Origin of the sequence: Bacteroides cellulosilyticus, assembly GCF_020091405.1 — a bacterium.
Classification (GTDB): domain Bacteria; phylum Bacteroidota; class Bacteroidia; order Bacteroidales; family Bacteroidaceae; genus Bacteroides.
In genome coordinates, this window is sequence record NZ_CP081903.1 from 4,763,461 (window position 1) to 4,775,743 (window position 12,283).

The window sequence follows — 12,283 nt, forward strand, 5'->3', positions numbered from 1 at the left end:
TTTTTATCGTTATTATAATTTCTTTTTATAGCATCGTCTCCTTTTTGTCAGGGTGGGATGCAGAGGTTTCCATTGGGTCAGTTCTTTTACATTGTCTTCCAGTTGCGGACCTGTCTCAGCCCATTTAAAGTGACGCTCATTATAAACCGGTATAAGGTCATCGAAGAATAATGCATTTACCCCCAGTCCCTGATAATCGGGGCGCACCGCTATCAGGAGCAGTTCGGCTTTTTCCTCTTTTTCCATTTCAGGGCACGAACCAGATGATACCACCCTAAGGGGAAGAGTTTGCCTTTGGCTTTTTGCAGGGCATGAGACAGACTTCCCATGGTTATTGCCACTCCTATAACTTCTTCATTCTCATTTTGTATGACGGGCAGCATTTGCTTGTCTATCAGCGGGAAGTATCGTTTGACATACATATCCACTTGTTTGTCTGATAATTCTGTATAGCCGAAGAGGGGGAGCATAGGCAGTGTTTGGGATAGTAGGGGTAGTTATATATTGTAATCATTGATCCCAGCTTATCGAAATCTTCAATAAGCATCCCTTCCTTGTCGAAATCGAAAATGCCCATTGGACCTTGTATATAATTCATACCGTGTTCCTTACCCCATTGCTCTACGGCTTTCAGCAGTGCGGCTGATACTTCCAGGTCATCAATAAAGTCTATGAATCCGAATCGGACGTTCTTCGTTTGCCATTTTTGGTTGGCTCGATAGTTGATGATACCCGCTATGCACCCAACCGGTTTTCCTGCTTCGTTATATGCAATAAAAGGTTGTAGGACGGAGTATTCCAGTCCTGCATTCTTACGCGGGTTAAATGTATTACGAATATCCATTTCCAAGTCAGGAACGTAGTATGGACAGTCTGCATACAACCAGTTTGTGAACTTCACAAAATCGTCCATTTCACGCTTCGTTTCTACTTTTTTATACTGATATTTTCCATAATAAGGGTAAAAATATAAAAGGATTTTTTTATCACAAAGAGGATGAAATAAGTTGCGCCTTATTAACCAATGTTTGAGGATTTCAGAATATCGTTGACCACTATGATGTGTTTATATGGGAAACTATGACAATATTATTGATGCACATATTGTCCTCTTTTTAGTTTGATTCTAAGCCATTCATTTGTTTTACATCAGGGATCATTTCGTGCAGGACTAATGAATAGTATGTTTATCCTTAGGAACAATTGGGTACCAACCTTGGTCAACAGGCTTGTTAACCAAGGTTGACGGATTCGTTAGCCAAGGTTGATAGGCCTGTTAACCAAGGTCAACACCCAATAAGACTTACTGTGGAGATGAAAAACAAGCAGGGCAAAAGTAAACGACTGCCTGTCTGTTGCTAAATAACTGCTGATGCTTTTACTGCGAATGGCATGGGATGAACTTCCTGAAGTATGATATACTTATCCGAAAATGTACAGAGTGTTCGATATCGGACACTCTGCTTTTTTCTCTATTGTCTTGTTTTCAGTTACTTACATCTTTGGCACGCATTTAGTATATATAAATAATGTGAATAATATGCCTGTTCGTTTTTAAAAGCGGAACAGGTTGAAAACTGATAAAATAATAAATAACTCAATATTCAACATGGACAGAGAAATTCCGAAAGAAGTGCGTAACAAAGAGCGCAACAAGAAAATGATCCGCTACGGCGGCATCGGCGTAGCAAGTATCATCGTTATCAGCGTACTCATTTCATTGATGCGTACGGGAGTGAAAACAAAAGATCTGGTACTCTCCACAGTAGATAAGGGCACGATTGAAGTCAGTGTAAGCGCATCCGGAAAGGTGGTGCCGGCTTTCGAAGAGATTATCAATTCTCCTATCAACACCCGTATCGTCGAGATATATAAGAAAGGTGGAGATAGTGTGGATGTAGGTACGCCGATTCTGAAACTCGACTTGCAGAGCGTGGAGACAGACTATAAGAAGCTATTGGATGAAGAGCAGATGCGCAGTTACAAATTGGATCAGTTGCGCGTGAACAACCAGACTAAGCTGAACGACCTGTCGATGAAGATTAAAGTTTCCGCCATGCAGCTGAACCGTAAGAAAGTGGAGTTGCGTAACGAGCAATATCTTGATAGCTTGGGCTCGGGAACTACGGATAAAGTGCGCCAGGCAGAACTTAGCTATAACGTAGCCCAGTTGGAGTACGAACAACTGAAACAGCAGTATGACAACGAGAAAGAAGTGCTCGCCGCCGAATATAAAGTGCAGGAACTGGATTTCAGTATCTTCCGCAAAGGGCTTGCCGAGATGAAGCGTACGCTGGATGATGCACAGGTTCGCTCCCCGCGCAAAGCCATCCTTACCTATATTAATAACCAGATCGGTGCACAGGTGTCCCAAGGAAACCAGCTTGCTGTAATCTCCGACCTTAGCCATTTCAAGGTGGAAGGTGAAATAGCAGATACGTACGGTGACCGTGTGGCTGCCGGTGGCAAAGCGATTGTAAAGATCGGTAGTGAGAAACTGGAAGGTACGGTCAGCAGTGTGACGCCGTTGTCGAAGAACGGAGTGATTTCTTTCACCGTACAATTGAATGAGGATAATAACCGTCGTTTGCGTTCGGGCTTGAAAACGGATGTCTATGTGATGAATGCAGTGAAAGAAGACGTGATGCGCATAGCCAATGCTTCTTATTATGTAGGACGTGGTGAGTATGACCTCTTTGTGCGTACTTCGGATAAGGAAATCGTGAAGCGCAAAGTGCAACTGGGTGACAGCAACTTTGAGTTTGTGGAAGTTATCAGTGGTTTGCAGTCGGGTGATCAGGTGGTAGTGAGTGACATGAGCCAGTATAAAAATAAGAATAGGCTGAAGCTGAATTAGTTACAAGCTACAAGCTACGGGCTACAAGTACCTTTCGGGGTGAGGGTTTCAGCAACTTGCAGCTCGTAACTAATTCATAACTGAAAATTTAAAAAGGGATGGTAAAAATCTATTTGAAGCAAGCCTGGGTTTTGTTGAAACAAAACCCGCTTTTTAGTACCCTTTACATAGTCGGTACAGGACTGGCTATTGCTATGACTATGATTGTGGCTGTGGTCTATTATGTAAAGATTGCTCCGGTGTATCCGGAGGTGAATCGTATGAATACGCTGTATCTTTCTAGTTCACGTTTTCAGACAGGGACGGAAGAGAATAAGCATACGTATCAGTGGGCGTTATCTTACAAGGCATTGCAAGACTGGTTCTATCCGTTGGAAAATGCTGTCGTAGTGTCCGGAACTTTGGGTAGTGATATGTCGGAAAACAGCTATATCCAGCCTGCCGACCGTAGCGGGGATTTTCAGGCGGATGTGAAGTTGACTGACCCGAATTTCTTCCGTATCTATTCTTTTCAGTTCCTGGAAGGGAAAGCCTTTACGCAGTCTGACCTCGAAAGTGGTATTTATACGGCAGTCATAACCGAAGATTTGGCCCGCCGTTTATTTGGTACTTCCGAGGGAGTGGTGGGACAAACATTCAGTCTGAATTATATCAGTTACCGTGTCTGTGGCGTGGTGCGTAGCGCTAGTTATCTGACTCATAAATCTTATGCCCAAATCTATGTGCCTTATAGTGTTTCACCGGGCTATCGTGAACCTAAATACGGTCTTCCTTATCTGGGCGCTTTTGTTATTACTTTTCTTGTAAAGGATGATGCGCAGGCGGATGCATTGCATGCCGAGATTCAGGAAATTGTCCGCAAAGAAAACCTGATGCATCCTGATGACTGGACTGTGGACTTTTGGGAACAGCCTACCTCGCATTTGGTTAAGGTTTTCCAGTCTTATGCCAGTGAAAAGTTTGATGTCTGGGCCACAGTACGCTATTTCCTGTTGATTCTGCTTGTGTTGTTGCTGGTGCCTGCTCTCAACCTGAGCGGTATGATAGCAAGCCGCATGGAGAACCGTTTGTCGGAAATGGGAGTACGTAAATCGTTTGGTGCAGGACGCAACGGATTGCTCTCTCAAGTGATGTGGGAAAATCTGCTGTTGACATTGTTTGGGGGGCTGCTTGGGCTATTGCTGGCCTGGCTGGCACTTTACGTTTTTCGTGAATGGGTATTTACCGTGTTCGACAGTTGGCCGGCTGCTGTACCCGAAGGAGTAGACATCCGTGTCTCCGGTGAAATGTTATTTGCTCCGGCGGTATTTGCTTCGGCTCTGGTATTATGCATTGCATTGAACTTACTGTCGGCATTGATACCGGCATGGTCTTCACTGCGGAAACCGATTATATATTCATTGAATGAAAAAAGATAAAGATTATGCTGAAACTTATATTGAAGAATCTTTGGGCGCGTCGTCGTCGCAATGGTTGGTTGTTGGCGGAATTAATTTTGGTGAGTATCGTTTCCTGGATAATCCTCGATCCGGTTGTAGTGGTGACGCACGACCGTAATATTCCTTTAGGATATGATGCGGACCGTCTCTGCTTTGTTTCGCTTAGTACCTTGCAGCCGCAAGCACCCGGTTATGATGAACAGGCGGAAGATTCAGCTGTCGTTATAAACTCTTATCTGAACCTTGTGCGTCTTGTTGAGAATTATACAGGGGTAGAATCTGCTACACCTGTATTAGGTTTCTGTTATCCCAATTCACAGGGTAATAGCAATAGCCAGCTTCGTGCTGAGGGTGATACTCTTGATTTGTCGGTAATGGCCATGCATTTTCTGCCTCACACCCGTTTTTTCGAAACTTATGGCTTTCGTCCCGGACGCGGTATGACACCGGAACAATTATCCGATTACAACTATACACAAAATGATATTGTGCTGACGGAAAATGCCGTTGAACGGCTATTTCATACCAAAGATGTGCATGGTAAGCGTTGTTGGTACCGGCAGGGAAGTGATACAACTTATTTAGCTGTCACCGGAGCAGTGGGAACTTTTAAAACATACAGCGAATGGCGTCCTGTTGCGGTACAGTTTATTCCCTTGCTCTCCATTGATATGGAAGATACCGCTGAAGATGCGCGCATACTTCTACGCTTGAAAGAAGGAGTCAGTATGCAACGTTTCTTACATGAATTCAAACCTTGGATGGTTAAGGAATTGCGGGCAGGTAATCTTTTTGCGCGTAGTGTGCAGTCGTATGATAAACTGATAGAAGATGGTGAGGCCGGTGGCGCTACGGCTATCTATCGCCGTAATCTGGCAATGGCCGCTTTCTTTTTAATAAATCTTTGTTTGGGAGTTATCGGTACTTTCTGGTTGCAGACACGCACGCGCCGCGAAGAAGTAGGGGTGATACTTTCCTTTGGCGGTACGCCGGGGTATATCGTACGCCTGTTGATGGGCGAAGGAGTAGTGCTGACATTCATAGCTGTACTTACGGGATGCTTGCTTTACTTGCAATATGCACTCAAAGAAGGCCTGGAGAAAGGAAGCGGCTGGATAGATAGCACGGAGACCTACTGGGTGACGGATTTTGCGCAACATTTCCTTATAGTGTCATTCATAGTCTTCTTTATCATGCTGGCAGTGGTGTTGATTGGTATTTATATTCCTGCCCGCAAGATAAGCCGCATACCGCCGACAGAGGCGCTACGTGATGAATAGCGCTCGTCCCGTGGTAGGTATCGCGGTCCTCACTACCAACTAAAAGCGGACAAAGTGTTCATTATCGGACACCTCTCCGTCGGCGTAAAGTGCTGAAAACGAATGCCTACCTTTTTTGGCATGCTGTTTGACCATAGGAAGGCGGAACATACACTAATAAAATTAATTAATAACAATTAAATACTTACCATTATGATTAAATTGACTGAGATAAACAAGATTTATCGTACGAACGAGATTGAAACCGTGGCATTGGAAAATGTAAACCTTGAAGTAGAGAAAGGTGAGTTCCTCAGTATTATGGGGCCTTCCGGTTGCGGAAAATCTACGTTGCTGAATATTGTAGGTCTTCTGGATGCTCCAACAAGCGGGATTATTGAGATCGACGGTACTCGTACGGATGGCATGAAGGATAAGGAACTGGCTGCTTTCCGTAACAAGAAATTGGGTTTTGTATTCCAGTCTTTCCACTTGATTAACTCATTGAATGTGCTCGATAATGTAGAACTTCCTTTATTATATAGAAAGGTGTCCGCCAGAGAACGCCGCCGTTTGGCAGAAGAAGTGCTGGCGAAGGTAGGCTTGAGTCACCGTATGCGTCACATGCCGACACAACTCTCTGGTGGTCAGTGCCAGCGTGTGGCTGTTGCCCGTGCCATTATTGGTAATCCGGAGATAATCCTTGCCGATGAGCCGACCGGTAACCTGGACTCTAAGATGGGTGCTGAGGTAATGGAACTGCTGCACCAGTTGAATAAGGAAGACGGACGCACCATCGTGATGGTAACTCACAATGAAGAACAGGCGAAACAGACAAGCCGCACGGTACGCTTCTTCGATGGCCGTCAGGTAGAATAAGGGGGCAGATGGAAGAATGAAAAAGTAAAAGAATAAAAGGAAGGATGTAATTATGCAGACTATTCGCCAAGCCTTTGGCCTCTTGCGACAAAATCCGTTGCTGAGTACGATATCCATTCTGGGTACGGCTTTCGCCATTACCATGATTATGGCTATTGTGATTACTTGGCAGACGAAATATGCCGATCTGGAACCGGAGGTGAACCGGAGCCGTTGCCTTTACTTCTCTGCTATGCACGTGCAGGGAAAGGAGAATAAGGGTTGGAATACCTATGGCAAACCTTCAGCCGCATTTATGAAAGAGTGCATACAGCCGCTTCCGGAAGTGGAAGCTTGTACAGCATTCACTACGGCAGAGGTAGCGTTAGTGTCTTTAACAGATGGAAGCAACCGGGTGAAAGTAGATGCTTTGAATACCGATCCTGACTTCTGGAAGATATTCAGCATGCAGTTTCTCGATGGAAGAGGCTTCACAGAAGCGGATCGGGGAGGAGACATGAGGGCCATCGTTATTTGTGCTTCTGTGGCCCGAAAACTCTTTGGAACTACGGAAGTAGCAGGACGGCAAATATTACTGAACAGGGAGTTGTCGAATGTTATTGGTGTAGTGAAGGATGTCTCCGTTACTGCTAAAGATGCTTATGCCCAGGTGTGGGGTATGTACCATGCCAATGAGTTGAAAGTGACCGGTTGGTGGAGTTATAGCGGTGGAAAAACAATTGCCGTTATGGTACGTACTCCGGATGATTTTCCTGCCATTAAGCAAGGGGTGGAGAAGCGTGTGAAGGACATTAATGCCGGTCTGGAAGAGAGGCAGCTTGATATAATGGAGCAGCCTGATAATATTGTGGCACACGTGAATCATGTTTGGTCCAATGTGGGACCTGATTTGCCGATGCTCTATCTGCAATACGCCATTGCTTTGTTCATTATCCTGCTGGTGCCCTCACTCAATCTGTGTGGACTGAGTAATAGCCGTATGCAGCAACGCATCAGCGAGTTAGGAGTGCGCAAGGCCTTCGGAGCAACGAGGAACACACTTATCCGACAGATATTGAACGAGAATCTGGTGCTGACATCATTGGGAGGAATTCTCGGTTTGATATTCAGCTATCTTGCGGTCTATGCTATGCGTACCTGGTTGTTTACCAACAGCCAAAATATTGGTACGGCGGGCGATTTCAGCCTGAGTATGGAAGCGTTATTCAGTCCGATGGTATTTGTCCTGGCCTTTGTTTTCTGTCTGGTTATTAATATATTGAGTGCGGGGCTGCCCGCCTGGATCGCTGCACGCCGCACGATTGTGGACTCATTGAACGATAAATAAAAGGAGAATAGCTTTATGAAATTCATACTACATAATTTACGCATGATTTGGTCGCGCTTGCGCAGCAACGGCTGGGTGTTGGCTGAACTATTCCTGGTATTCATCGTGATGTGGTTCCTTTGCGACTCGTTGGGTTGCCTTAAATATACTTTTTACCGCCCGCTTGGTTACAATATCGATCACGTTTATCAGCTTAACACGATTATAGGAGGTGCCACCAGTGACACCACCCTGACAAATGCCGACAGATACCTGCGCGCCTTGCAGAAACTGGAGCAGGAACCCAGCGTTGAGGCGGCTGCCCTGTGTTATTGGAGTTTGCCGATGAGTGGAAACAACAGCGACAATTCACTGGCTGCGCAGGACACTATCGGGGTGAATGCACGTATCATTAATGCAACCGGAGGATACGTTGACGTTTTCCGTATGCGTGATGATCCGCAGCGTCCCTTTGCCAAAACCCCTTCGGGCAGAAATAACGTAATGCTGAGCCAGGCTGCTGTCGACCGCTTCAAGAAGAGAATGCCGACGTTTTCGTTGGACACGCCGCTGAGTTATTATGGCGATACCACGTCGGTCGTCACACAAGGCGGAATGATAGAAGCTTTCCGTACCTATCGCTATGGAAGTGATGCCTCCTGGTTTTTCTTTCGTATAGACGAGAATCTGATAAAAACGGAATTTGCTGACAATTGGGCGCAAATCGTTTTTCGTGTGAAGTCTGCTGCCGATGGCCCGGACTACCGTGCGAAGTTTATCCGTGAGATTGCACCTCGACTGGATGTAGATGACTTGTTTGTGGCGGACGCTGTGCCTTATACCGAACAGCAGTTGCAGTTTGAAGTCATGAACGGAGATACGGACAAGGTGAACAGTCAGGCAATTGTAGTGCTTTTCCTGTTGGTAAATGTATTCCTGGGATTGATCGGAACGTTCTGGTTCCGTACCCGTCGCCGCCGTGGTGAAATAGCTTTGCGTCTGGCTATGGGGAGCACAAAGAGCCAGGTGTTCCGCCTGTTGACGGGTGAGGGATTATTGCTGCTTGCATTGGTGACGTTACCCGCTATGATTATTTGCTATAATATAGGTGTGGCGGAATTCACCATCGGACGGACGGAGCTGATTTCCACGTGGCCTGTCAAATGGACTTTTATGCGTTTTCTGCTCGGTTCCTTAGGAGCTTGGCTGCTGATAGCATTGATGGTAATGGTGGGCATTTGGTTCCCGGCACGGCAGGCGATGAAGATACAGCCGGCCGAAGCATTACATGAAGAATAAGAAATAAATTGGTATTAATCATTAATATGAGAAAGATTATGAGAGCTTTATTTATAACCCTGAGTTTATTATTTGCCGCAGTAGCCGGTACAGTTTATGCAGCTAACGAAAAAGACCCGCAGGTTAGCGAAATCCGTAAAGTAGAGGCTTTCTCCTCTGTGAAAGTTACGTCTGTGGCTACTGTGTATTTCACGCAGAGCAATAACTATTCTCTGAAGATAGAAGGTAGGGAAGAGTATGTGACCACCACTACTACCGAAGTGAAGAATGACTGCCTTGTCATTGGTTTCAAAAACAAAAAAGACGGTGACAACAGTCGTAACAAAGGTGTCACGATATGGCTCACCGCTCCTAATCTGAAGAATGTAGAGTTTACAGGTGTCGGCTCATTCAATTGCAATGAAGCATTGAAACTGGATGATGTGAAGTTCGAGATAGAAGGCGTCGGCAAGGTAAATGTGAAAGATTTGACTTGTAATTCCCTTGTAGTAGAGATGGAGGGCGTGGGCAAAGCTGATATCCATGTGAATTGTGACCGTCTGCGTGCCTCGATGGAAGGTGTGGGCAGTGTTACGTTGAGCGGACGTGCCGGACAGGCGGATATTTCAAAAGGCGGTATCGGTGGTGTGAATACACGTAATCTGAAAGTAGGAGATAAATAATAAATTGACCCAATGATTAAACAATATTTTACGCAAGCGTGGGCACAGCTACGGCAACAGCCGATAATCAGTGCTGTCAGCATAGCAGGTACGGCACTTGCCATCTTCCTCATTATGCTGGTGGTGATGATGCAGCAAGTGAAGGTAGCGCCTTTTGCTCCCGAAAGTAACCGTGACCGCTTTCTGCATGTGCACTACATGAGTATTACCAATAAAAACTGGGGCGACGGCAGCAGTAACGGGCCTATGAGTGCGAGGACAGCACGTGAGTGCTTCCAGACGTTGAAGACACCTGAGGCAGTGACTATTTATACTTGTATGGTAATCTCTACTCCGGTCAATCTTCCGGGGCAACCTGCCATAGGTATCGACCTGTTGCAGACGGATGATATTTTCTGGCGCGTGTTCGACTTCTCATTCACTGCCGGGAAGCCTTATGATAAGGCGACGTTCGATGCCGGGTTGCCGGTAGCGGTTGTCACGGAAAGTGTAGCCAGAAAACTGTTTCAAAGTACAGAAGTTGAAGGACGTGAGTTTTTGCTAAACCATGCACCCTATAAAGTAATAGGTGTAGTGAAAGATGTTTCTACGTTGGCTACATCTGCATACGGACAGGTATGGGTGCCTTATACCTCAACAGAGATAGCTATAAATATGTGGAGCGATGGACACATGGGTATGATGAGCTGCACCATCCTGGCACATGACCGCGATGACTTCGATGCCATCCGCGAGGAAGCAGAACGGCGCAGACAGGAGTATAATGTGTTGATTGGCGCCGATGGCTACGAGTTGATTTACCGTAACCGCCCGTACGATCAGGAGAAAAATGCAATAGCCTTTGCTGCCAATCTGGAACCGGACGTGGACCAGGCACGCAGGCAGAGACTGATAATCTTTGTTATCCTGCTGATAGTGCCCGCCATCAATCTGAGTAGTATGACACAGAGCCGTCTTCGTCAGCGTGTGGCCGAAATAGGTGTGCGACGTGCATTTGGCAGTACGCGGCTGGAACTGATGGGACAAATCATTGCCGAGAATCTTGTAGTGACCCTGATGGCTGGTGTACTGGGACTATTGCTCAGTGTGGCATTTGCTTATTTAGGTAATACATTATTGTTTGCGCAGGAGTTCAGCCAAACACTCAGTCCTCCGGCAGTGGATACCAGCATATTGCTGCATGCCTCCACCTTTGGCTGGGCATTGTTGTTCTGTTTTATACTGAACTTATTGAGTTCCGGTATTCCGGCATGGCGTGCATCGAGAGTAGGAATTGTAAATGCATTGGGCGGACGCCTGCATTAATCACTCATCACTAAACATTAATCACTGAAAGAAATGACTGAGAAACTTCTTACACAGATAAAGAATGAATGGCTCTCAAACCTATGGTTGGTGTTGGAGCTGCTGGTGGTGAGCGTAGTGATGTGGTATGTGGTGGACTACCTTTATACCCGCGCTGCCACTTACCTGGAACCGCGAGGCTTCAACATAGAGCACTGCTATCTCATTGAATTGGGAGAACTGACACCCAAGAGTCCTGATTATACGCCTAATAAGACCAGGGATGATACTCATGCGGATATCACCGAACTGCTGGAACGCTTGCGCCGCCGGCCGGAGGTGGAGGCTGTCAGCCTTTCGCAAAACTCCTATCCTTATAATGGAAGCAATAGTAGCGGGGAGGTGCGTTATGATACGCTCCAGTCACCCGGCTGGACCATCCGTAGAATGGTTACTCCGGACTTTGTGCGTGTCTTCCGCTATCAGGGCACACGGGGTGAAACACCCGAACAATTGGCGGAGATGCTGGAACGCGGTGAATTTCTGGCTTCTGATAATCTTTATAGAAAGTACGACCGTAAGTTGACGGAGTTTGTAGGCAAACGTTTCCAGCTTTTCGGTGATACGACCAAGACGTATCAACTGGGAGCCGCCTTGCAGAATGTACGCTATCATGACTACGACCAGGCTCGTTCTTCGTATTGCTTCCTGGCCAAACAGTCTTTCTATTATGTAGATTTGGAACTCTGTGTCCGCGTCCGCGAAGGACAGGATAACGATTTCATCACGAAATTGAAGGAGGACAGTGAAAGCCAGTTCCGTATAGGCAACCTCTTTATTTCGGAGATTCGCTCGTTCCACGATATACGCCGCAACTTCCAGCAAGCATGGACCAATGATATCCGTAACTATGTGATGGGTATGGGATTCCTGCTGCTGAATATCTTCCTCGGACTGCTTGGAACATTCTGGTTCCGTACGCAGCAACGCCGTTCGGAGATTGCATTGCATAAAGCACATGGTGCAACGGACCGTGCCATTTTCAGCCGACTGCTCAGTGAAGGCTTGTTGCTGCTGGCGGTTGTTACACCTATTGCACTGGTCATTGACTGGAACCTGGCGCATATGGAACTGAATTCATGGCGTAACGGTACGACGCTGGAATGGGACCGATTATTACTCTGTGCGGGTATTAGTTTTGTATTGATGGCGTTGATGATTGCCATCGGTATCGGTATTCCGGCACGTAAGGCAATGAAGGTGCAGCCGGCTGAAGCCTTGCATGACGAATAAGTTTT

General features: G+C 46.3%; 9 protein-coding genes and 1 pseudogene. 9 read left to right on the forward strand and 1 reads right to left on the reverse strand.

Going from position 1 to position 12,283, the window contains the following annotated elements; genetic code table 11:
* Positions 1 to 12: 12 nt before the first annotated feature.
* Positions 13 to 913, reverse strand: a pseudogene (locus tag K6V21_RS17940) (N-acetyltransferase).
* A gap of 696 nt (positions 914 to 1,609) precedes the next feature.
* Here K6V21_RS17940 and K6V21_RS17945 point away from each other — a divergent pair.
* The 9 genes from K6V21_RS17945 (at position 1,610) to K6V21_RS17985 (ending at position 12,278) form a co-directional block, all read left to right on the forward strand.
* Complete coding sequence (locus tag K6V21_RS17945) at positions 1,610 to 2,857, forward strand: efflux RND transporter periplasmic adaptor subunit (protein ID WP_224319423.1); 1,248 nt, start codon at positions 1,610 to 1,612, stop codon at positions 2,855 to 2,857.
* A 98-nt stretch (positions 2,858 to 2,955) separates the two neighbouring features.
* Positions 2,956 to 4,275, forward strand: coding sequence for an ABC transporter permease (locus K6V21_RS17950; protein WP_224319424.1), 1,320 nt, complete (start codon positions 2,956 to 2,958; stop codon positions 4,273 to 4,275).
* A 5-nt stretch (positions 4,276 to 4,280) separates the two neighbouring features.
* Positions 4,281 to 5,576: an ABC transporter permease gene (locus K6V21_RS17955; protein WP_224319425.1), complete on the forward strand. Its 1,296-nt coding sequence runs from the start codon at positions 4,281 to 4,283 to the stop codon at positions 5,574 to 5,576.
* 192 nt (positions 5,577 to 5,768) lie between these two features.
* On the forward strand, positions 5,769 to 6,434 hold the full coding sequence (locus K6V21_RS17960) for an ABC transporter ATP-binding protein (protein WP_224319426.1): 666 nt from the start codon (positions 5,769 to 5,771) through the stop codon (positions 6,432 to 6,434).
* Between the two features lie 52 nt (positions 6,435 to 6,486).
* Entirely contained in the window at positions 6,487 to 7,761 is a 1,275-nt protein-coding gene (locus tag K6V21_RS17965) for an ABC transporter permease (RefSeq protein WP_224319427.1), read from the forward strand.
* Positions 7,762 to 7,776: 15 nt separating this feature from the next.
* Positions 7,777 to 9,039, forward strand: a complete 1,263-nt coding sequence (locus K6V21_RS17970) for an FtsX-like permease family protein (RefSeq protein WP_217714504.1) — start codon at positions 7,777 to 7,779, stop codon at positions 9,037 to 9,039.
* A 26-nt stretch (positions 9,040 to 9,065) separates the two neighbouring features.
* The gene (locus tag K6V21_RS17975) at positions 9,066 to 9,701 is read left to right on the forward strand and encodes a GIN domain-containing protein (protein ID WP_217714503.1); all 636 of its coding nucleotides are present in this window, start codon (positions 9,066 to 9,068) and stop codon (positions 9,699 to 9,701) included.
* Between the two features lie 12 nt (positions 9,702 to 9,713).
* Positions 9,714 to 11,006 (forward strand): ABC transporter permease, encoded by a 1,293-nt coding sequence (locus K6V21_RS17980; RefSeq protein WP_224319428.1) that lies wholly within the window; start codon positions 9,714 to 9,716, stop codon positions 11,004 to 11,006.
* 33 nt (positions 11,007 to 11,039) lie between these two features.
* Positions 11,040 to 12,278: an ABC transporter permease gene (locus K6V21_RS17985; RefSeq protein WP_224319429.1), complete on the forward strand. Its 1,239-nt coding sequence runs from the start codon at positions 11,040 to 11,042 to the stop codon at positions 12,276 to 12,278.
* Positions 12,279 to 12,283 lie beyond the last annotated feature (5 nt).

What these genes read in the sequence shown, in the direction of transcription:
- K6V21_RS17965 (WP_224319427.1), top strand. Translation starts at nt 6,487, where the DNA reads ATGCAGACTATTCGCCAAGCCTTTGGCCTCTTGCGACAAAATCCGTTG.
- K6V21_RS17950 (WP_224319424.1), top strand. Translation starts at nt 2,956, where the DNA reads ATGGTAAAAATCTATTTGAAGCAAGCCTGGGTTTTGTTGAAACAAAAC.
- K6V21_RS17975 (WP_217714503.1), top strand. Translation starts at nt 9,066, where the DNA reads ATGAGAAAGATTATGAGAGCTTTATTTATAACCCTGAGTTTATTATTT.
- K6V21_RS17955 (WP_224319425.1), top strand. Translation starts at nt 4,281, where the DNA reads ATGCTGAAACTTATATTGAAGAATCTTTGGGCGCGTCGTCGTCGCAAT.
- K6V21_RS17945 (WP_224319423.1), top strand. Translation starts at nt 1,610, where the DNA reads ATGGACAGAGAAATTCCGAAAGAAGTGCGTAACAAAGAGCGCAACAAG.
- K6V21_RS17970 (WP_217714504.1), top strand. Translation starts at nt 7,777, where the DNA reads ATGAAATTCATACTACATAATTTACGCATGATTTGGTCGCGCTTGCGC.
- K6V21_RS17985 (WP_224319429.1), top strand. Translation starts at nt 11,040, where the DNA reads ATGACTGAGAAACTTCTTACACAGATAAAGAATGAATGGCTCTCAAAC.
- K6V21_RS17960 (WP_224319426.1), top strand. Translation starts at nt 5,769, where the DNA reads ATGATTAAATTGACTGAGATAAACAAGATTTATCGTACGAACGAGATT.
- K6V21_RS17980 (WP_224319428.1), top strand. Translation starts at nt 9,714, where the DNA reads ATGATTAAACAATATTTTACGCAAGCGTGGGCACAGCTACGGCAACAG.